The sequence below is a fragment of the Frankia sp. CpI1-P genome, from assembly GCF_001421075.1.
Classification (GTDB): Bacteria; Actinomycetota; Actinomycetes; order Frankiales; family Frankiaceae; genus Frankia; species Frankia torreyi.
Genome location: NZ_LJJX01000015.1, coordinates 1 through 20,232 on the forward strand (window position 1 = coordinate 1; position 20,232 = coordinate 20,232).

The 20,232-nt window shown below is 70.4% G+C and carries 17 protein-coding genes and 11 pseudogenes; 16 read left to right on the forward strand and 12 right to left on the reverse strand.

The features are described from left to right. The 6 genes and pseudogenes from FF86_RS12180 to FF86_RS12200 form a co-directional block, all read left to right on the forward strand. Positions 1-207 (forward strand): IS3 family transposase (locus FF86_RS12180; protein WP_157866945.1); only part of this gene is annotated, 207 nt, incomplete at its 5' end. A gap of 297 nt (positions 208-504) precedes the next feature. Beyond that, positions 505-829: pseudogene (locus tag FF86_RS65900) on the forward strand (hypothetical protein); the annotation flags it as partial. 89 nt (positions 830-918) lie between these two features. Next, positions 919-1,229: DUF305 domain-containing protein (locus FF86_RS46835; protein WP_242418631.1), on the forward strand; the 311-nt coding region annotated here is incomplete at its 3' end. Between the two features lies 1 nt (position 1,230). Then, a pseudogene (locus FF86_RS46840) lies at positions 1,231-1,554 on the forward strand (DUF305 domain-containing protein); the annotation flags it as partial. A gap of 216 nt (positions 1,555-1,770) precedes the next feature. Then, positions 1,771-1,923, forward strand: a pseudogene (locus FF86_RS65905) (cation transporter); the annotation flags it as partial. 206 nt (positions 1,924-2,129) lie between these two features. Then, the coding region (locus tag FF86_RS12200) for a PadR family transcriptional regulator (protein WP_044884879.1) at positions 2,130-2,435 on the forward strand (306 nt) is incomplete at its 3' end. A gap of 148 nt (positions 2,436-2,583) precedes the next feature. Here the strand turns inward: FF86_RS12200 and FF86_RS46845 are convergent. The 3 genes and pseudogenes from FF86_RS46845 to FF86_RS46855 form a co-directional block, all read right to left on the reverse strand. Beyond that, a partial coding sequence (locus FF86_RS46845) for an APC family permease (RefSeq protein ID WP_242418632.1) occupies positions 2,584-3,317 on the reverse strand: 734 nt, incomplete at its 5' end. 1 nt (position 3,318) lies between these two features. After that, a pseudogene (locus FF86_RS46850) lies at positions 3,319-3,640 on the reverse strand (amino acid permease); the annotation flags it as partial. A gap of 1 nt (position 3,641) precedes the next feature. Further along, positions 3,642-3,855: pseudogene (locus FF86_RS46855) on the reverse strand (amino acid permease); the annotation flags it as partial. Between the two features lie 727 nt (positions 3,856-4,582). Here FF86_RS46855 and FF86_RS35680 point away from each other — a divergent pair. Further along, positions 4,583-4,777, forward strand: a pseudogene (locus FF86_RS35680) (YdeI/OmpD-associated family protein); the annotation flags it as partial. Between the two features lie 620 nt (positions 4,778-5,397). After that, a pseudogene (locus FF86_RS46860) lies at positions 5,398-5,724 on the forward strand (hypothetical protein); the annotation flags it as partial. A gap of 1,011 nt (positions 5,725-6,735) precedes the next feature. Here FF86_RS46860 and FF86_RS46865 read toward each other — a convergent pair. Further along, positions 6,736-6,969, reverse strand: coding sequence for a hypothetical protein (locus FF86_RS46865; protein ID WP_242418669.1), 234 nt, complete (start codon positions 6,967-6,969; stop codon positions 6,736-6,738). On the opposite strand from FF86_RS46865, the gene FF86_RS46870 reads away from it, so the two are divergent. The 3 genes and pseudogenes from FF86_RS46870 to FF86_RS46880 form a co-directional block, all read left to right on the forward strand. Further along, positions 6,868-7,701: N-6 DNA methylase (locus FF86_RS46870; protein ID WP_242418658.1), on the forward strand; the 834-nt coding region annotated here is incomplete at its 3' end. The two genes, FF86_RS46865 and FF86_RS46870, sit on opposite strands and share 102 nt — an antisense overlap. A 111-nt stretch (positions 7,702-7,812) precedes the next feature. After that, positions 7,813-8,075: pseudogene (locus FF86_RS46875) on the forward strand (restriction endonuclease subunit M/S); the annotation flags it as partial. Between the two features lie 42 nt (positions 8,076-8,117). Continuing rightward, positions 8,118-8,442: pseudogene (locus tag FF86_RS46880) on the forward strand (restriction endonuclease subunit S); the annotation flags it as partial. A gap of 724 nt (positions 8,443-9,166) precedes the next feature. Here FF86_RS46880 and FF86_RS12225 read toward each other — a convergent pair. Continuing rightward, positions 9,167-10,149, reverse strand: a pseudogene (locus FF86_RS12225) (oxidoreductase); the annotation flags it as partial. A 58-nt stretch (positions 10,150-10,207) separates the two neighbouring features. After that, positions 10,208-10,636 (reverse strand): nitroreductase/quinone reductase family protein, encoded by a 429-nt coding sequence (locus tag FF86_RS12230; protein WP_044884874.1) that lies wholly within the window; start codon positions 10,634-10,636, stop codon positions 10,208-10,210. A gap of 477 nt (positions 10,637-11,113) precedes the next feature. On the opposite strand from FF86_RS12230, the gene FF86_RS46885 reads away from it, so the two are divergent. Continuing rightward, positions 11,114-11,546: acyl-CoA thioesterase domain-containing protein (locus FF86_RS46885; protein ID WP_242418633.1), on the forward strand; the 433-nt coding region annotated here is incomplete at its 3' end. Positions 11,547-11,865: 319 nt separating this feature from the next. Here the strand turns inward: FF86_RS46885 and FF86_RS12240 are convergent. Continuing rightward, entirely contained in the window at positions 11,866-12,726 is an 861-nt protein-coding gene (locus FF86_RS12240; RefSeq protein ID WP_044884872.1) for a mycofactocin-coupled SDR family oxidoreductase, read from the reverse strand. A 148-nt stretch (positions 12,727-12,874) separates the two neighbouring features. On the opposite strand from FF86_RS12240, the gene FF86_RS12245 reads away from it, so the two are divergent. Beyond that, positions 12,875-13,678 (forward strand): enoyl-CoA hydratase-related protein, encoded by an 804-nt coding sequence (locus FF86_RS12245; protein ID WP_044884871.1) that lies wholly within the window; start codon positions 12,875-12,877, stop codon positions 13,676-13,678. Positions 13,679-13,732: 54 nt separating this feature from the next. Here the strand turns inward: FF86_RS12245 and FF86_RS12250 are convergent. The 3 genes and pseudogenes from FF86_RS12250 to FF86_RS12255 form a co-directional block, all read right to left on the reverse strand. Beyond that, positions 13,733-14,264 (reverse strand): SDR family NAD(P)-dependent oxidoreductase (locus FF86_RS12250; protein ID WP_242418634.1); only part of this gene is annotated, 532 nt, incomplete at its 5' end. Between the two features lies 1 nt (position 14,265). Then, positions 14,266-14,509, reverse strand: a pseudogene (locus tag FF86_RS46895) (SDR family NAD(P)-dependent oxidoreductase); the annotation flags it as partial. 19 nt (positions 14,510-14,528) lie between these two features. Then, the gene (locus FF86_RS12255; RefSeq protein WP_063870379.1) at positions 14,529-15,518 is read right to left on the reverse strand and encodes an enoyl-CoA hydratase-related protein; all 990 of its coding nucleotides are present in this window, start codon (positions 15,516-15,518) and stop codon (positions 14,529-14,531) included. A gap of 218 nt (positions 15,519-15,736) precedes the next feature. Here FF86_RS12255 and FF86_RS12260 point away from each other — a divergent pair, with 218 nt between their 5' ends. Then, the gene (locus FF86_RS12260) at positions 15,737-16,294 is read left to right on the forward strand and encodes a DinB family protein (protein WP_044884916.1); all 558 of its coding nucleotides are present in this window, start codon (positions 15,737-15,739) and stop codon (positions 16,292-16,294) included. On the opposite strand, the gene FF86_RS12265 is transcribed toward FF86_RS12260, so the two are convergent. Further along, positions 16,280-16,873, reverse strand: a complete 594-nt coding sequence (locus FF86_RS12265) for a TetR/AcrR family transcriptional regulator (protein WP_044884869.1) — start codon at positions 16,871-16,873, stop codon at positions 16,280-16,282. The genes FF86_RS12260 and FF86_RS12265 overlap by 15 nt on opposite strands. A gap of 127 nt (positions 16,874-17,000) precedes the next feature. Here FF86_RS12265 and FF86_RS12270 point away from each other — a divergent pair, with 127 nt between their 5' ends. Then, a complete protein-coding gene (locus tag FF86_RS12270; RefSeq protein ID WP_044884868.1) occupies positions 17,001-17,759 on the forward strand; it encodes an SDR family NAD(P)-dependent oxidoreductase in 759 nt (252 codons plus the stop codon). A gap of 1,275 nt (positions 17,760-19,034) precedes the next feature. Here FF86_RS12270 and FF86_RS34740 read toward each other — a convergent pair. Then, positions 19,035-19,268 (reverse strand): nucleotidyltransferase domain-containing protein, encoded by a 234-nt coding sequence (locus FF86_RS34740; protein WP_044884867.1) that lies wholly within the window; start codon positions 19,266-19,268, stop codon positions 19,035-19,037. A gap of 364 nt (positions 19,269-19,632) precedes the next feature. Between FF86_RS34740 and FF86_RS12280 the strand changes: the two genes are divergently transcribed. After that, entirely contained in the window at positions 19,633-20,214 is a 582-nt protein-coding gene (locus FF86_RS12280) for an ABATE domain-containing protein (RefSeq protein WP_044884866.1), read from the forward strand. Positions 20,215-20,232: the final 18 nt, after the last annotated feature.

Sequence of the window (20,232 nt, forward strand, 5' to 3'; positions counted from 1 at the left end):
GCCGAATCCTTCTTCGGCACACTCAAAAATGAACTCGTCTACCGAGAAATCTACCCCACCCGCCGCGCCGCCCGCAGTGCGATCGCCGAGTACATCGAAGTCTTCTACAACCGGCAGCGACTCCACTCCACCCTCGGCTACCACACTCCGGAACACGTCGAACATCTCTACCTGACGAGTCAGACATCAATACCGGAGGCGGCGTAAAGCTGATATAGTCCAACTATCGCGTGTCCGTGAAACGGGCAGCACCTCACNTCCACCTACTGGGTCGGCCGGGTCCGCTGACCCTGTCCCGGCGCAGAAGGATCGGACCCATGGCCTGCCAGCCGACCAGCTCCCCGTCAGGCAGACTGGACCCGTGAGCGCCCGGCCCCATGGAAAGACCACCGCTGCCGGGCTGCCGCTGTTCCTGCTCGCCGTACCCGTCCTGCTGGGCATTCTGNTCATGCATGGCGGCCTGTCCGCGCACCTGGCGCACNGCCTGCACGCCGACACCACCGNCCAGATCGGGTCGTCGGTGATGTACGGGGCGGACATGTACCCCCCACCGTCGGCCCTGCCGGTGAGCCACCCCGATCCACGGCACGTCATGACACCGCCCGCAACAGAGATGGATCACGACGGGCACGGTGGTGCGATGTGCCTGGCGTTTCTCCGCCTGACGCTCCTGCTGGTCATCGCGTTGCTGCTCACCCGGCTGCTCTCCTCGACGTCGGTGAGACGTGCAGTCCTACGCGCAGCGTCCCCCCACCGCGGGCGGGCGCCCCCAGATCGCTCGTTGCTCCACCGACCCTCACTCGCCTCGCTCTGCGTGCTCCGTCTGTAGACCGACACGTCCTGCCCGGGCCACCCGGGCTCCTGCGACGTGCGCCGAACTTCTTNGGACTACAGACCTCCGGCAGACGAGGAACCAGCATGAGACGACTGACACTGCTCATCGCGGCGGCCCTGGCCGCGATCGTTCTCACCGCCTGCGGCAACGACGGAAGCAACGGCAGCACGAGCACCGGTGCCGCCGATCACAACGCCGCCGACGTCACCTTCGCCCAGAACATGATCCCCCACCACCGACAGGCCATCGACATGGCCGATCTGGCCGAAACCCGCGCCAGTCACCCGGAGGTGAAAACCCTCGCCCGCCAGATCCGCGCGGCGCAGGCCCCGGAAATCGCCACCATGGTCGGGTGGCTCAACGCCTGGAAGCAGCCCACAGTGCCCCCCGGCGGNGACAGCGGTTCCGGGCACGGTATGGGTGACCACGGCTCGACCACCATGATGCCGGGCGGCACCATGACCGGGATGATGCCGGGCGGGCCCATGGCCGGCATGATGAGCGACGATGACATGGCGAGATTGAAGATGGGGACCGGACCCGCCTTCGACAAAATGTTCCTCACCATGATGATCGCGCATCATCGAGGTGCCATCACCATGGCGAAGACGGAAACCCGCGACGGACTTTACACACCGGCGAAACGACTCGCCGAGAATATCCAGAACACCCAGAACACCCAGATCACGACCATGCAGACCCTGCTCACCAAGGTCTGACGCCCACGGAGGTGGTGGCGCGCACCATGAATCCGCGCCACCACCTCATCTCCGTGGACTGCACTCGCGGGGTTACTCGGCAAGGTGCTACTGATAGCCAGGTGCGACACGGTGGCAGCCGCCGTCACACCGCATTGATCGTTTCCGGCTACCGCCGAGACATGCACACCGGTCAAGGTCATGATCTCGGCACNCATGCCCACNCCCACGGCCGCTCTGATCACACCCGGCCTGGTGGGTTTCGTCGGGAACGAGATCGTGGCCTGCAGCCGTCTCAAGGTAGGCCGCCAGATCGGTTCGGACGCACTCGTCGCCGCTGGGCTGCACGCCCGAACGGATGGATTCACCAGCCTCGCGGTCCTGCTCGGCGTGTCCCGCCCAGCACCATTCCGCCGCCCCTCGGCCCCGTAAAGCAGTGCGATCCGGTCAACGCCGCCAGCACACAGCGCAAAGATGATCGTGATCGCTTCAGTCTGCGTTTCTGATCATCACATCGCCAGCAAACCGGCCACCGTACACTCGGATTCCGATATCGGTTTCATCACTGCCGGGCCGGCGGCGTGGAGGCGGGTGGGGTGCGGGAGTTCCAGCGAGGCGCGGTGCGGCTGCACATCCTTCATCACGCGGCCGAACAGGAGATCCACGGTGCGTGGATGACCGAGGAGCTGGCCCGGCACGGCCATCACATCAGCCCCGGCACGCTGTATCCGACGCTGCACCGGCTGGAAGCCGACGGTCTGTTGGCTTCCGAGCAGCGGGTGATTGACGGACGCACCCGGCGAATGTACCGGGCGACCGAGGCCGGGAAGCGTGCTTTGGCTGAAGATCGTAGAGCGTTGGCGGAGCTGGCCCGTGAGGTCCTCGGCCGCGACACTTCTCCCNGACGGCGCCAGAGATTGGCGTCGCGCCGAGTCCACTGGACGGGGTGACGCAGCGTTCCTGTGCAAGGAGGCCCCGTCGGGTGCCCGCACGTCGGGTGCCTGCGCGTCGGGTGCCTGCGCGTCGGGTGCCTGCGCGTCGGGTGGGGCTCTATGTCCGCGTCTGGGCGATGGTGATCCGGCGAATGCCGTAGGCGGCGGCGCCGACGACGAGCACCGTGGCCCCGGAGACCACCGAGGACAGTGGCAGGGCGAAGGCCAGGGTCAGGCAGCCGGCGAGCCCGACCGCGGGCACGACGCGCGGTGGACGCCCTTCGTCCGGGGTGAGGGTCCAGGCACTCGCGTTGGCGATGGCGTAGTAGCCCAGCACGCCGAAGGAGGAGAAACCGATCGCCCCACGCACGTCCGTGGTCGCGGTGAGGACCGCCACCACAGCGCCGATCAGAAGCTCAGCACGGTGCGGCACCGCGAACCGGGGATGGACCGCAGCCAGGGCATGAGGCAGGTGCCGGTCACGGGCCATCGCCAGGGTGGTGCGCGAAACCCCGAGAATCAGCGCGAGCAGGGAACCCAGCGCGGCGACCGCCGCACCGCCCCGGACGATCGGCGCCAGCCAGCCGACGCCTGCGGCGCGCACCGTGTCCGACAGCGGCGCGGTGGCCTCCGCCAGCCGCTGGGGACCCAACACCATCAGGGCCCCGACCGCCACAGCGGCATAGACGGCCAAGGTGATGCCGAGGGCGGTCGGGATGGCGCGGGGGATGGTTCGGGCCGGGTCACGGACCTCCTCGCCGAGGGTGGCGACGCGGGCGTATCCCGCGAACGCGAAGAACAGCAGGCCAGCCGCCTGAAGCACCCCGCCGAACGTGGCGTCCGCGCCGATGTNCAACCGGGCAGCGTCCGACGTGGCCGAGGTGACGGCGGCGACCACCACCGCGGCGAGCACGGTCAGGACGACCGCGACGATCACACGGGTGAGCCAGGCGGACTTCTGTACCCCGACGTAGTTCACCGCGGTCAGCGCCACCACCGCCACCACCGCCACCGCATGGGCCTGGCCTGGCCAGACGTAGAAGCCGACGGTGAGAGCCATCGCCGCACAGGAAGCGGTCTTTCCGACGACGAAAGCCCACCCGGCCAGATAGCCCCAGAAGACACCGAGCCGTTCACGGCCGTAAACGTAAGTGCCGCCCGAGGCCGGATAGCAGNCTGCCAACCGTGCGGACGACGTCGCGTTGCAGTAGGCGACCACTGCGGCGAAGGCCAGCCCGAGCAGCAGCCCGGATCCGGCCGCCTGCGCCGCCGGTCCCACCGCGGCGAAGACCCCCGCGCCGATCATCGCCCCCAGGCCGATCATCACCGCGTCGAACATCCCCAACCGCCGCTGCAACTCCTGCGGCATCGCTGTCGACGGCACGCTCATGGCCACCCCTCCNCGGCACGCGGCAAACTTACGTCTGCCGATATCGGCAGACGATATGCCATTCGGGGGTGGGAGCCGCCATGCGACGGCCCCTCGAACTCGGCCGGGAAAGCCGTCACCGGATGGTCGAGCGGCGGCCCTCGATTCACCGACCATGCAGATGCCGATCCAGATGCTGTCCGTCGACCGGTAGCGCCCGCCGGGGCGTGCACGGCACCCGGCCCGTCCCAGCGCCCACTCGCAAGAGAGATGCTCACCCGGGCGCGCGGCACACGGGAAATCCTCCGGGCCCGACGGTAGCGGTGTACGCAGCGCTGTAGCTTCGCGAGGAAGTCGTCCGTCCAGAGCGGCCTGCTGGACGGTCATCGTCCAGCAGGCCGATTCCACAGACCGGGGGCACACCGGTCNCCGTCTCGCCTCAGCACGTCCCTTCGGTGTTCGTGGCGCACGCTCAGTCGCACACACGGCGTTGGCGGGGCTCCGGCCGCACGTCGGCGGAAGCGTCATCAAACCGACGCCTGCCGGCGTATGGCAACGGAAAGTACCACCGAGGTCCCCTTCTGATCCAGCCACGGACTGATAAACGGCGGGGTGGCCGAGTTGAGCCACGTGGCCTGGTACTGGACCTGGAAACTGCCTCCGGCGCTCGGCGACCAGACTCCCGACAGATACACCTGCCTCCACCGAGCGCGCGTAATGTCGCCTTGTGAGCCACCTCGTGCGGACAGTGGCCGGACCTCGTCGCGAGCCCGCTGTCCCGCCCCCGGAACTGCGCGATGCCCTGTCCGCGGTGGACGGCGCCTGGACGCAGTGGGAGGCGCAGTCCACCTCCTTGCGGGGGCTTTACATCGCCTGGATGGACGGCTCGCGGCTCGGCCCCGTGCGCCGCCGCCGAGCCCGGCGGACCGCCGAGTACGCCGCCNGTGGCACGCTCGAACGCTCCTTGCAACCCGCAACCGGTGGCGCCCGCGAGCACCTGATCGGCGGAGTTGTCGCCGCGCTCTTCGCTGGCGCCGCCGAGCTGACAGCCGGTGTTGTCGGCGACGAAGTCGAGGATCCCGGCCTCGCCCCCGCCGTCATTCTCGTCACCGCGGTGATCCTCTTCTGGATCCGCCGGTGCCGGCAACGAGCATGTGGCCCCAGCGCCGAGGGCACCTGACCGAGCACCGTCTGCGGACACCCCCGGTGGATCTCGCCACGTGGCCGCGTCGCTCTGCCGCGTCGCCGCAGCGGCCCTCGGTCGCCGGCGCCCAGCCTCGTAGGTGTTAACAGTCCTTCCGAGCGCAGTGCACTGCGCTTGACGAACGAGTGTGGCGTCCGTAATCTGCATACGTCGGACGGAGTGCGCAGGTTCGGCCCGAAGCGAACACCGACACCAGCCACGCGCAGCGAAGGCGCCGCAGTGGGCCGTCGAGGCTGCCCAACGCGCCCAAAAAAGCCGTGCCCCGGGCGGCATGCATAGCAGAGGCGTGCCCGGGGCCTACGAGGTCCACTCTACCAAGCACCGCCCGGCCGCGAGCCGTCGATCCGCGGGAGTGTTCCATGATCACCGAACAACCTGACTGGATCCACCGCCTGCTTTCGCCCCCACGACTGCGTTCCTACTTGCATGCGACCGACGGTTCGTCGGACGCGGCGATACGCCTCTACTGGTGGAACGCGGCGGTCTCCGCTGCTTTCTACGGGCCCTTGCACTGCCTGGAGATAGGGCTGCGGAACGCGCTGCACGGCCGGCTCTGCACGCACTATGGGCGACCCGACTGGTGGTCCGTCGCGAAACTTGCCGACGAGGACGCTCGTAAGGTCAGGCAGGCCGGTGACAAGCTCCGCCGGGCAAACACCCGACCGCCGACTTCCGACGATGTCGTCNCCGCCCTGACATTCGGCTTCTGGGTCGCGCTGCTGAGCCGCGGCAGGTCGTACGACCGGACGCTGTGGGTCCCGGCTCTCCACCAGGCGTTCCCGTACTACACGGGAAGGCGCGATNAGTTGCACCGAAATCTGGTGACGATGCTCTATCTCCGAAACCGGGTCATGCACTACGAACCGATCCATCACCGGGATCTCGGCGCCGACCGCGCGAAGATCTACCGCCTGCTGGGCTACCTGTCGCCCGAGGCAGTGCGAGAGGTCGAGCTGCTTGATCGCATACCCGAGATCCTGGCCCGCCGGGACGGAATCTGGAGTGGGGACGATCATGTACGGTTCTGACCACCGGGATGGGTCTTACGGACCGCGTAGTAGAGGCGGGCCACCTGAAGCTCCGATCAAACAGTGCACGCCCGGATGGGACTTCGGTGCGCAGTGACCGGATCCGTGCGCCTCGTCACGGCCGCCGAGATCGCCCGGCTCGCCGAGGTGAAACCGGCGGCGGTCAGCAACTGGAGACGTCGGCATCCGGATTTTCCCGCGGCCGAACGGCGTATGGGACGGGAGGTCTACCCCGCCCCAGAGGTAGCCGCCTGGCTCGATCATCGGATCGTTGCGGAAAAAGATCGACAGCCTACTGAGGATGCGGGGATCACCTATGGGATCCGGTTCCGTCGAAACCTGGGATCGCCCGAGCGGGTCGCCCNTCCCCCGGATACCGGTCGACGGCTCTGGCGGGCGTTCGCAGCCTACCGCAACTTCGGCGGGATCAATGGGACCGAGGCGTCGATGTTGGCTTTCGGGCTGCTCTACCTCCGCTTTCACGACGCGTCACGATGGTCGGAGCTCAGGGAACTCAGGTACGCCCCCGACCGTGACCTGCCCCGACGAGCGGATGATCTGGTCAACAGCGCGCTGTTGGCAGGCGGGCATGAACCGCTGCCGCGGCATGCGTGGACCACTGGCGGGCCCTCTGCCGACCACGCAGATCTGGCGACGGCCATCCAGATCCTAGATCGTCTGGATCCGTCGTCGGGGCCGGATGGCATCCGAGACGCGCCGATCGCCGGCTGGCTCGCCGATGATCTGCTGTCCCGGTTCGCGGCTGCCGACGGCCGGCGGGGGCATCTCACGCCGGACTCGGTGGTTCGGTTGGCAGTTCGCCTGACGAACCCGATCGGCGGCGAGCGAATTCATGATCCATTCTGTCATCTGGGCGAGTTCCTCGTAGGCGCCGTCGACCATGTCCGGACCCGGTGCGGAGCGCCCGCGAAGCTGAAGGTCAGCGGTGGCACGGTTGGCCACCTGGGATGGCTCGCGGGGATGAACCTGACGCTGCACGACATCGCTACCCGCGAGGTGCGGGTCGAGCCGCCCCTGTACCGCTGGGACACACAGCGGCGCTTCGATCTGGTGCTGACCAATCCACCGTTCAACATGTCGGACTGGACTGACGGTTACCACGTCGGTGACCTGCGCTGGCGATATGGCATTCCGCCGCGACACAACGCGAACTTCGCCTGGCTGCAGCACGCCTTGGCCCTGCTCACCGAGGGCGGCCGTGCCGCCGTCCTCATGCCCCACGGCGCCGGATCATCCGAGAACTCCCGGGAGCGGGCCATCCGGGCCGCCATGGTCGAGGACGGTGTGGTCGATGCCGTCATCGCGCTGCCACCTCAACTGTTCCACTCCACCGCGATCGCCGTGACGCTCTGGCTGCTGCGGGGTCGGGGGTCGGACGGTGACGACGATGTCTTCTTCGTTGACGCTCACGCGGCCGGCACCATGGACGGCCGCAACCATCGGGTCCTGCGCGAGGAGGATCTGGAGCGCATCACGGCGGCGTACCGCGATCGATCGACGTTCACCTCGGGTGACGTGCTGTCGCGGGCCGTGGCCCGAGATCGGCTACGAGACGACGGATACGTGCTGAATCCCGGCCGCTATCTGATCGCCGCCTCGGCTCCCGTCGATCTCNATCGGAACCGGGCCGACGCCGATGACCTGCGCCACAGCCTACGCAACCTGCTACAGCGGTCGATCGACTCGCACGAGCGGGCGGAACGTCAGATAGATACCGCCGCCGATCTGCTCTACGGGACTCCCGCCGGTTGGAGCCGGTGCCAGTTGGGTGAGGTGTGCGACGTGCTCGCCGGCCCTTCCGGCGCGGTGAGCTCCGGGGGAGGGAACTCCTCCGATGTTCCCGTCATCAAGCCGAGGAACATCAGCGAGAACCGGATCGTGCGGGATCACCTCGACTTCGTCGATCCGTCAGTGGCCGAGACGCTGGATCGTTACCTGCTGGCACCGGGCGACGTCGTATGTACCAGAACCGGCGAGATCGGCCGGTGNGGGCTGGTGACCGAGGAGCACGACGGCTGGTTGCTCGGCANGTCCTGCCTGCGTCTGCGACCGGACGCGTCCCTCGACCCGAGCTATCTGGTCTTTTATCTGGGACATCCCCGCGTACAGCGGTGGCTGGTCGGCAATGCCGGCGGCTCGACCGTTCGATCGCTGACCGCCGCGACCATGCGCGCCCTGCCGCTCCTCCTTCCGGACACCGACCGGCAGCGGCGCATCGGCGCGGCGATGGGCGCACTGGACGAACAGTTGGCGATCCACGATCGGATCCGGCGCACCACATCGGCGCTGCGGGAGTCGCTGGTACCGCTGTACCTCCAGGACACGCTCCTTGACGAGGCGCCCGAGGAGATCTGAGTCCGCTGCTTTCGGCCACCGGCATCGCGGCAGATCGTCCCACGGCTGCCACTGCGCGCAGAGTGGCGCACCGGCCACAGACCGGCGCGGACGCGAATACAATCACCAACCTAGGTGCATTATTTTCACCTTTGGCTGCCGGCAGCCGCGGACGAGTATCGGAGACCCATGACGCAAGGCGACGCCCACCCACATCCGTTGGCACAGGCGAGCAGCCAGCCGCCCGTCGACTGGGCCTCGGAATGAGATGAGACGATCGCGGCCACATCTGTTCATATCACTGGGCGTACCGATGGCAGTTTACGGCTGCATCGTGCTCGTGATTCGACATGAGCTCCTTCTGGGCTCCATGCACTGCGCGTTCGGACTCTCCCTCCTCTTTCAGGGAACAAGAGCGAGGAACAGTTCGCACCCACGAGGCCCGGCTTCGTAAGGATGGCCAAACGGTTGGACACCAGGAAACGCGCCAGAATCTGCGGCACACTTCTCCTGCTACTCACCGCGGTCATAGTCTCCTTCGAAATCTTTGCGTTCGACGACACGAGGTCCGCCATCACCGCCGGCAGCTCCGGGATTCTTGCGTGCACCCTGATCTTCAAAGCAGCAAAATCACCAACCAGATAGNTCGAAGCTCCAGCGGACTGTGCGGTGGTAGGACGCCTGGTCGGGCGGGGGAGGACGTCACGGTGAGACGAGCGACGGGCGTGCGGGCGAGGTGGTGGGNGGCCGGGCCGGTTCGCGCAGGTCGTAGGTGACTCCGGTGAGCCGCTCGGACTCCTCCCACAGCCGGCGCTGCCGGCGGACGTCCGCAGCGCGCGCGCTGGCCTCGGTGACGACGGGCAGACCGGTGCTGCCCAGCAGTCCGCCGGGGCCGTAGTACTCGCCGCCGCGGGCACCCGGATCGACCGCGGCCCGGACCGTCGCCAACGCGCCGACCCGCGGACCCTGGATGAGCCAGGACATCACCGGTGCCATGCGCGCGCCCAGGAACACCCGGGCCGCGGGCGTGAGACCGCGGCCCAGTTCGGTCCGGGCGATGCCCGGATGCGCGGCCACCGCGATGGTCGACCCGCCGGCCTGCGCAAGGCGGCGTTGCAGCTCGAAGGTGAACATCACGTTGGCGAGCTTCGAATCCGGGTAGGGCCGACGGGAGCGCCTGCGACCGCCCGGCCGCTCGCCCGACGGCAGCCGGCGCAGGTGATCGACGTCGATCCGCCCGTACCGGTGAACGAGGCTGCTCACGGTGACAATCCGCGATCCCGCCGTCGCCACCAGCCGGTCGAGCAGCAGGCCGGTCAGGGCGAAGTGACCGAGATGATTGATGCCGAACGTCGGCTCGAAGCCGTCCTCGGTGCGCCCCGGGGGCGGACACATGACCCCGGCGTTGTTGATGAGCAGATCCAGGCGCGGGTGTGCCGCCCGGATCCGCTCGGCCGCCGAGCGCACGGAGGCAAGGGAGGCCAGATCCAGCTGTTCCACCCGGACATCCGACGCGGGAATGCCGACCCGGATGCGCGCCGCGGCCAGTCGGGCCCGCGCCGCGTCGCGGCAGACCAGGATGACGGTGGCGCCATGCTCGGCGAGCACCCTCGCCGTCTCGAAGCCGAGGCCGGAGTTGGCGCCGGTGACGATGGCCGTGCGTCCACGCTGATCGGGCACGTCGGCCACGGTCCAGCGCGGGTTGTCGGTGTGGAGAACCTTCCTCACTCCCTCGGTCTCACGCTGTCCACCGGAACCCCGGGCAGCGTACGGTTCGGCCGGTCGATCAGCTCGGTTCCAGCAGGACCAGCGGGATCACCCGGTCCGTCCTCGACTGGTAGCCCCTGTACCAGCGGTTGTCGGCGATGACGCGCGGCCACAGTCGTTCGCGCTCCGCCGGGGTGGCCGCCCGGGCCCGCATCGGCCGCCACGGGCCGCCCCCGGCTCGCACCGTCACCTCCGGGTTCGCACAGACATTCAGGAACCAGTCCGGATGACGGTCATCGCCTGCCCGCGACGCAACCAGGACGATGGTCGATCCCTCGCGCAGCGGCGAGGTCACCAGGAGGGTGTGGGGGTGGCCGCTGCGGCGGCCCGTGGTGGTCAGTTCCAGGACGGGCATCCCGCCCGCCCGCCAGCCGAGCCGGCCACGGGTGACCTTCACGAGAGCCCGGTGCACGGTGTTCAGCGTCTTCAGCGTCCGAGTGGTCGGCATGCCTCGCCCCTCGTTCCGTCCTCGTCCTGTCCCGGCCTTCCGGACCCGGCGATCCTGCGCACGTCCGCCCGGATGTCCACCTGGCGCCCGGATGTCCGCCTAGCGCCCGGATGTCCATCTGCGCGAGAGCATGCCGTCTCCGGGGGACATCGTGCACGAACCGTCGTGAACCGGACGGCAACCGCTGATCATTTTCCGTGTGCACTCAGCCACTCGACGACTCCGCCGACGGTGTCCCCCGGTATTCATGGGAGTAAGGCGCCGGGTCGGGCGGCAGAGGGCGAGGACATCGACGTGGCAGAGCTCACGAACGAGATCATCGTCGCTGCGCAGGCCGGCGGCGGGCACGATCTCGCCGCCGCTGACGTGGCCGCTGCGCGCTACGAGCCGGACTGGGTGCAGACGTTGTTCACCCTCCCGGAGCTGCTGCGGGTGCTCGACCTGACGCCGGCGCTGCCCACGANGGCGGCGCGGTGCGTGCCGAGCGGGCACGGGGGTGTCCTCGGCGCGCAGCAGCTCGGCCAGCAGGTCGTCCTCGCCGAGCGGCTGGCGTCCGGCAAGCGGCTGCACACCCTGCAGACGGTCTTCATCCATGGCGGCCGCGCCGACCTGCCGCTGGAGATCGACGTGGAGCGGCTCGCCGGAGGCCGGTCGGTGGAGTCGTTCGCCCTGTCCCTGCGCCAGGGCGGCGACCAGCTCAGCCGGGCGCAGGTGATGCTCACCGGGGACGCCCCCGACTTGCACCGGTTCGACTCCCCCGCCGCGGACCTCGGACGCCCGGCCGACGCCGAACCCGTCCGCCGCGCGCTGCTGCCCTGGGAGGCGGCGATCATGCCGCGCCGGGCGCCACGCCAGCTCGACCTGTGGACCCGCATCGCCGACGCCCCGGAGGACCCGACCTTCTGGCGGGNCCTGATCGCGCACACCGTGGAAACGCTCGCCATCGCCGACGGGATGCTCCACGGCGGGATACCGCTGCCACCCCGCGCCGAGCTGCAGGCGGTGGTCCTCACGCAGACCGTCACCTACCTCGACGACCTCGACGTCCGCGACTGGCACCTCTACCGGGTCCACACTCCGCAGGCGGCCCGGGGACGGATCCTCGGCCGCGGCGAGCTCTACGGCGCCGACGGCGGGCTGCGGGCGGTCTTCGAGACCGTCAACCTCGTGCGGCCCGCCCGAACCCGGCCGGGTCAGGCAGGGCAGGCGGGTCAGGCAGAGCAGCCGGGTCAGTAGCGACGGTTGGTGTTGCCCTGGTCGACGGGCAGGACGACGCCACTGATCCAGCGGGCCTCGTCGCTGGACAGGAACACCACGGCCTGCGAGATGTCCTCGGGTTCGAGCCACGGCCGGCCCATCGGCATCGACGCGGCGAAGCCCTCCCGGCAGTCGTCCACCGTCGGGTTCGGCAGGTCCGGGCGGAACAGGTGGAACTGCTGGGTGTTCTCGGTGACCATCGGGGTGTTCACCGTGCCCGGTGCGATGACGTTCACCCGGATCTGGCGGTGGGCCACCTCGTTGGCCAGTGACATCGCCATCCCGATCACGCCGTTCTTCGTGGTGACGTAGTCGGACAGGTTCGGGACGCGGTTGAGCGCCGCGCCCGAGCTGATGACGATGATCGACCCGCCCCTGCGCCCGGCGAGCAGGTGCGGGACGGACGCGGCGAGGGTGTGGAAGACGCCGGTGAGGTTGATGCCGATCACGTCGTCCCACTGCTCCGGCGGGATCTCCCACAGCCGGCGCGCGGGCGGGGAGATTCCGGCGCTCGCCACGACGATGTCCAGACCGCCGAGTTCGCGCACGCCGGTGGCGAGCAGATCCACGATCGCCGCCCGGTCGCGCACGTCGCCCACCCGGGCGATGATCCGCCGGCCGGCCTTCTCGACCAGGGCGACGGTCTCGGCGAGCTCGTCGGCGGTGCCCAGCGGGTAGCCCATCGTCGCGACGTCGGCGGCCCGGTCGATGCCGATGATGTCCGCGCCCTCGCGGGCGAGCGCGACCGCGTGGGAGCGGCCCTGCCCGCGGGCGATTCCGGTGATGAAGGCGACCTTGCCGGCGAGGCGTCCCGCGGCGGCGGGCGCCGTCACCGCCGCGCTCCCGGCCAGGTCGTCNCCGCGCGTCCCATCGTCATGGTGTCCTCCCGCTTGCGTCGTCACCGGGCCGTTCGCGTCGCACGCACCCCTCCGATAGTCATATCGTTTAAACATTCGCCCGTCACCCGAAGGAGCCCCGGCGGTGGAAGAACCCAAGTTCGTCCGGGTCGAGATCGCTGACCGCATCGCCACGGTCACGCTCGCCCGCCCCCCGCGCAACGCGCTGAGCGCGCCGATGATGCGCGAGATCGGGCAGGTGTTCACCGAGCTCGGTCGGGGGGATGAGGCCGCCGTCGCGATCCTCGCCTCGGACTTCGAGCGTGTCTTCTGCGCCGGCGCCGACATCACCGAGTCCGAACGCCGCTACACCCGCCGGGAGCTGCTGCCCGAGGAGAGCCTGACCGACCTGATCGATCCCGGCTCCGTCGTGCGCGGCTGCCTCGCCGGCATCCGCGACGGCGGGCTGCCGGTCGTCGCGGCGGTCGGCGGCGCGTGCGTCGGCGCCGGGGCCGCCCTGGTCGGCTGCTGCGACCTGGTGGTCCTCGCCGAGGAGGCGTTCTTCTCCCTGCCGGAGATCGACGTGGGCGTCCTCGGTGGCACCCGGCACGTGCAGCGCCTCGTCGGGCCGATGAAGACCCGCGAGATGGCGCTGACGGGCCGGCGCGTGCCCGCGGCCGAGTTCTACCGGCTCGGCGCCGCCGCCGCGTTGGTGCCCCGCGCGGAGCTCGCCGCCACCGCGCGCGCCCTGGCCGCGGAGGTCGCGGCGAAGAGCCCGCTGGCGCTGCGGCTGTCCAAGGAGTCGATGAACCGGGTCGAGGACCTCCCCCTCGACGAGGGCTACCGGCTGGAGCAGGACTACACCGCGCGGGTCAGCCGCCTCGACGACGCCGGGGAGGCTCGCCGCGCCTACCTGGAGAAGCGCGAGCCGCACTGGACCTGGCGCTGACGCTGTTCGCCGGGCGGCGCCGCGGCAACGTCGGCGGCGCCGCCCGGCGTTCGGTCAGGCGACGTGCCAGCCGGTGTCCGCGGCGATCCTGGCGGCGTTGACGAGCACGGCGGCGTCCGAGCACAGCCAGACGACGACCTCGGCGATCTCCTCGGGGCGGCTGAGCCGGCGGATCGGCTGGGCCTGCTCCATCGCCCGCAACTGCTCCGGCGTCAGGTACTGGCGGGCCCGCTCGACGATGCCGGTGTCCACGTTGCCGGGCGCCACGGCGTTGACCCGGATGTTGCGCCGGGCGTACTGCAGGGCGGCGGCCGTGGTCAGGCCCACCACGCCGTGCTTGCTGGCCGTGTAGCCGATGTCGGCGACGTTGCCCTTGTAGGTGGACTCCGACGCCACGTTGACGATGGCCCCGCCGCCGCGCTCCAGCATCCGCGGGATCTCGTACTTCAGGCACAGGAAGACGCTGGTCAGGTTGGTGCGCAGGATCCGCTCCCAGAGCTGTTCCGGGTAGCTGACGACCGGGTCCTGGGACTCGACGATGCCGGCGTTGTTGTGGGCGTAGTCCAGGCCCCCGTAGGTGGCGACGNTGCGGTCGACCATGTCCCGCACGGCGTCCGGCTCACCGACGTCGGCGTGGACGAACGTCGCCTGCCCACCCGCGGCCCGGATCAGCTCGACCGTCTCCGCCCCCGTGTCCGGGTTGATGTCGGCGACGACCACCGCCGCGCCGCACTCGGCGAACCGCCGGGCCGAGGCCCGTCCCATCCCGTAGCCGCCGCCGGTGACCAGCGCGACCTTGCCAGACATGTCGATGTGCACCGTGGCCGTCATCGGGGTCTCCTTCTGCTGGTCAGGACCGGCTCACGGCGCCGGACGGGTCGAAGTCCAGCTCGGGCAGGGGGGCGCCGGTGATCGCGGCCGGGTCGAGGTCGTCGGCGAGCGGGGGGAACGACGCGGGACGCTTCGCCAGGAAGCTGTCGATGCCCTCGCGGAAGTCCGGGCCGACGGCGGCGGCGGCCATCGCCCGGTAGGTGCGGCCGAGCGCCGCGTCGAGCTCGCCGGTGCTGTCCGTGCGCAGCTGGTGGCGGATCAGCGCCAGCGACACCGGCGAGCAGTTCGCCGCGATGTCCGCGGCATAGGCGCGCGCGGCGGGCAGGAGCTGCGCGGGCTCCACGACCCGGGTGACGACGCCGAGCTCGCGGGCCTCGTCGGCGTCGAACACCCGCGACGACAGCAGCAGGTCCGCCGCCCGTTCCTGCCCGATGAGGCGGGGCAGCAGCCAGGTGATGCCGAACTCGCCGGCCAGCCCGCGGCGGGCGAAGGCGGTGGTGAACCGCGCACCGCGGGCGGCGAACCGCACGTCGCACAGCAGGGCCTGGACCAGGCCCATGCCGGCGCAGGCCCCGTTGACAGCGGCGATCATGGGCTTGCGCACCGACCAGGCCCGCACCGGTGAGCGGCGGCCGGTGGTGTCCATCGGCTTGCCGGCGATCTGGCCGAGCCGGCCGGTGTCGACCCCCGGGCAGAACGTGGTGCCCGCGCCGGTGACGATCAGCACGCGGATCGCCGGGTCGCGATCGGCCTGCGCGAGGACGTCGAAGTACCGGTTCTCCATCTCGGGGTTCCAGCCGTTGCGCCGCTCCGGCCGGTTCAGCGTCACCACCCCGACGCCGTCGCCGCCCACGTCGAGCAGCACCGGCCCCTCGGCCACCACCGACCGGTCCGCCGCCGCCTCGCCCGCCGCCGCCTTGTCCGCCGCCGCCTCGCCCGCCGCCGTCTCGCCCGCCGCCGTCTCGCCCGCGGTCGTCTCGCCCGCGGTCGTCGTCGATTCCGTCGTCACCGCCGCCTCCCACCTGTAGCTGTAGCGCGAGGGCCAGCATTTCCCGTCGACGGGCGCAGTGTCGAGCGATGCGCATAATTCACTACATTCTTTAGCGATCGAGTCCCATCGGGCCTCCCCCGGCCCCCTCCCGGGCCGCCGCCATGGGCACCGCCTCGGCCGGTCGGCGGCGATCTCTCGCCGGCCGGTGGGCCCCGTGCGCCGCCTACGATGGCGTGATGATCAGTTATCCGTCAGCGGGGCACCCGACCGGCCCGCCCGCACTGGTGGGCGAGACGCACGCGTGCGCCGACTGCGGCTTCTCCTACCCGACGCGCACCGTGGACGATGTCCTGGCGGAACTCGCGACGCTGCCGGCGCGGGTGGCGCAGGCCGTCACCGCCGCCGGCCCCGATCTGCTGCGGCAACGGCTCTCGCCCGGCACGTGGTCCGTCCTCGAGTACGCCTGCCACCTGCGGGACGTCCTCGCGACCTCCACCATCCGGCTGCACCGGGCCCGCACCGAGGTCCGGCCCGTCGTCGAGCCGATGCTCAACGACCTGCGCGCCCGCCGGTTCCGCTACAACGAGCTCGACCCGGCGGCGGTGCTGGCCGAGCTCGCCGCCAACGCTCAGGGCCTGCGCGACGAAGCCGGCCGGGTCGAGCCGCAGGACTGGGAACGGACGGTGGCGCGCCTACCCGGCGAGGAACGCACCGCCCGCTGGCTGCTCCGCAACGCGCTGCACGAGGGGATCCATCACCTGGCCGACATCCAGCGGGGGTCAGGGGCGGCGTAGCGCGTCGATGGCGACGTCGAGGGCCGCCTCGAGATGGGTGGTGCTGCCGGTGGACAGCAGCATGAGCACGCCGCCCTGAATGCCGGCGATCAGCGCCGCGGCGTGGCGCTCGGCGTCCAGCAGCGGGGAGATCTCGCCTGCCCGCGCCATCGCGCGGATGCCGGTGGCGATCTGCGCCTGCCACTGGTTCATCAGCTCCGTGACGACCGCCTGAGCGCCGGGGGTGCTCCGCCCGAGCTGCGACACCAGGACGCTCAGCGGGCAGTGCCGCCCCTGCTCGCGGTAGCGGGCGACGACCTTGTCCCGCCACACGAGCCACGCCGGCCACGAGGTGAGCTCGCCGAGCTGGGGCTGCTGGTCGGCGAGGACCCGGTCGGCCTCGAAGCGGGCCACGGCCAGCAGTAGCTCCTCCTTGCCGGTCGGGAAGTAGTGGAAGAGCTGGCTCTTGCTGGTGCCGGTGCGGGCGCGGACGTCGTCCAGCGTGGTCGCCATGACCCCGCGCTCGCGGATCTCGGCCGCCGCCCCCTCGATGATCCGTTGCCGGGTCGCGCTGCCCTTCGACGTCAGCCTGGTCGGCACGTCCGCTCCTCCCGCCAGCCATTTCTGGACTTGCGGGTCCAGTTTATCCCGGGCAGATTGGGCCGCGCACCAGCCGACGCCCACGACCTGCAGCGGTGGAGCAGACCACCGCCGGAAGGAACCCCGAATGTCGATCACACCCCTGGCCGGACGCAGCGCTCTCGTCACCGGCTCGACCGACGGCATCGGCGCGGCGATCGCCGCCGAGCTCGCCGCAGCCGGTGCCCACGTGGTGGTCAGCGGTCGTGACGCCGGGCGCGGCGCCGAGGTCACCCGGGCGATCTGCGCGGCCGGTGGGCGGGCCACGTTCGTCCCCGCCGACCTCGCCGCCGGTGCGCCCGCCGTGCAGGCGCTCGCCGACGCCGCCCGCGACGCCGTCGGTGGCGTGCCGGACATCCTCGTCAACAACGCGGCTATGATCATCTCGCCGAAGCCCACCGCGGAGGTGGGCGAGGCATTCATCACCGCCGCGCTCGCCCTCAACGTCACGGCGACGTTCCTGCTCACCGGCGTCGTCGCACCCGCCATGGCGGCCCGCGGCAGCGGAGCCGTCATCAACATCGGCTCCATCAACGGCCTGGTCGGGATGGGCGGGTCGGCCCTGTACAGCGCGACGAAGGCGGCCGTGCACTCGCTGACGAAGTCGTGGGCCGCCGAGTACGGTCCGGCGGGCGTGCGGGTGAACACCGTCGCACCCGGCCCCACGCTGACCCGCCGCATCGAGCAGTACGCCGACCGCATCGCGCCCCTGGTCGCGCGGGCGCCCTCGCGGCGACCCAGCAGGCCGGCGGAGATCGGCCGCGCGGTGGTGTTCCTCGCCGGCGACGACGCCGCCAACATTCACGGGGCGACGCTGAGCGTCGACGGCGGCTGGTCGGCCGTCTGACGATGTGCACCGCAGGAAATCTGACGATGTGCACCGCAGGAAAGAGGAAGCCTCCGCGGCGGAGGGGATCCACGGAGGCTTCGTGATGCCGCGACTCCCGGACGGAAGCAGGCCGCGGTCCGCGGCGGGCTACCGGGAGGAACGGAGAACCGGAAAAGCGAGGTCGGGCCTGACGGTGGGCCTTCTCCGGCGCAGCGCTCAGGCGGAGTGCTCAGGCGGAGCGGAACGACCCCGCGTCGGCGTGCTCGNGCGACGCCCCCCCGCGCCGCTGCGACGGAACGGCGACGGAAGTCCGAACGTCCTCGTCGCGGGTGAGGATCGCCACCATCTCCTGACGGGTGGACGGCGAGAGCTCGGGGTCGGACAGCAGCATCGCCACTTCGCGACGCTGGGCCCGCGCAGCACGGTGCGAGGTGAGCGACGTACGCAGGGAGGAAACAACGGAATTCTGGGTACGCATGAAGAACTCCTTGAAGTTATTGCCACGGGAGGGTGGGCCACTGTCACCCTCCGGCTTCCATTGTGCGCCCGCTGGGCGACTTTCGACAGCGCCGTGGACGTGATCTGGACTGCAGTCCGACACTTCCGGACAGCCGCTATGACCCGGCCCACAGTAATGGCGCTCACAATCGCTGCGATTCGTAACACCGGTCACACCCATTAAGGCAGGGACAATGTGTCCGCGTCGCGCGGGTCACAATTCCCCCCTCGGCCGGGCCGGTCGGCATCGCACCGGCCGGCCATTCGGCTCGTAGTCCAGGTCACATTCCCCCACACCGGAGCAACCTTGCGACCGGGAATCGCGTCGGGCCTTCTTGACCGCAAGCAGCCAGCCGGACGCCTGGCGGTCGCCAGCACCAGGGATCGGTGCTGCGGCACCAGGCCGGCGTCACAGCACCAGGCCGGGTGGTGCGAGGGTCCTGGCCGGGCCCCGGCGGCCCCCGCCATGCCCGGAAAGCCCGTCGGCGGCCGAGCCGGACAATCACGAACAAATGAATGAAGACCCGGGTCGTGCACTGCACCCCGAAGACGCCCCACCGGCCCGTCCCCNCACCTAATGCCGTGACGGCGAAAGGCGGTCGCACCATGGATGTCCGGGATGCGCGAAGGCGAGCGCGTCAACGAGCCATCGGCGCCGCGCCGCGGTGAGGACCGGCGGCGCCGCGACCAGGTCGCGCTCGCCCTTCGGCTGCAGTGCCGCCGCCTTGTAGAACAACTGCACCTCGGGGGCGAGATAGGGGGCGAGGTAGAGAATGCCGTCCGGGGTGACGTTCCTCAGCGCTGCGACCGTACGGCGGACCCGCCGGTCACACCGGCCTTCCCAGTAACCGTCCCGCGCCGCAGGACGGCCACGTCGATATCTCCGTGCTCACGGAGACCCCGGCCGACCGCGCTTTGAATCGCGTAGCCACCCGCGATCCACCACGGCTCGGCCAGCACCGCGAACAGCACCGTCACCTCCGGCGGATCCGTCGGCTCCCATCGCCCCCAGGGGCCCTCGGTGCGCATCCGACGATCCCGCGCTCCAGGCCCGCCGTCCGCTCCGGGCCCGCGTCGACGGCACCGGCCGGTCGGACTCCCCCGCACCGCACAGCGCCGCGGGTGAGGCAGGTGCGACGCGCCACCGAGGAGGATCACCAAGAGATCAACCGGTGACGCCCGCCGCGACGATCAGCCCACGCCTCCATAGACTCTCGTGCTAACGTCCCTCTGCAGGGGGCCTCGTCAACCCATGATGGGGTGACGAGGGCGGGTCGGTAGCACTGCAGTGATCTTCGTACGCAGCGTTACCCAAGAAGATCATCTTCACCCGCGGAGATCATCGTTACACGCGGAGCACGCGGAGATCGTCGTTACCCGAGGAGGTCGTCCGATGCTCACGTCCGGCACGATGACCGAGTTCGACCGGGGGGCGGGCAGTCTCTGTCTCGACTTCGTCGCGACCGTGCGCGACTGGCCGGGGCGCCGCGTCGAGCTGCTCGCCACCCCGGCGGAGCTGACCGGCTGGTTCGAGGAACAGGGGCTGCCGGCCGCCGCCGGCGGACTCACCGAGCCGGACCTGCTCGCCGCACGTGACCTGCGGGGGGCGGTGAACGAGACCACCCGCGGTCTGATCGCCAGCCGGCCGCCCACCCCCGAGGACATCCGGCTGATCAACGCGGCGGGCCGGCGTCCGACACCGGTGTTCCTGCTCGGCCCGGGGGGCCGGACACGGACCCCGGTCCCGGAACCCGACGCGGGCGCCGCGCTCTCCGTCATCGCCCGCGACGCGATCAACCTGCTCACCGGGCCGGATCTCGGTCGCGTCCGGGCCTGCGACAGCGACGGCTGCGCGACGCTGTTCCTCGACCGTTCGCCCTCCGGGCGGCGGCGCTGGTGTTCGATGCGCCGCTGCGGGGGCAGGGCCGCCGCAGCGAACTACCGACGCCGGCGCGCCGCACGCTCCCAGCCCTGACCGTCGACCCCGAACCGA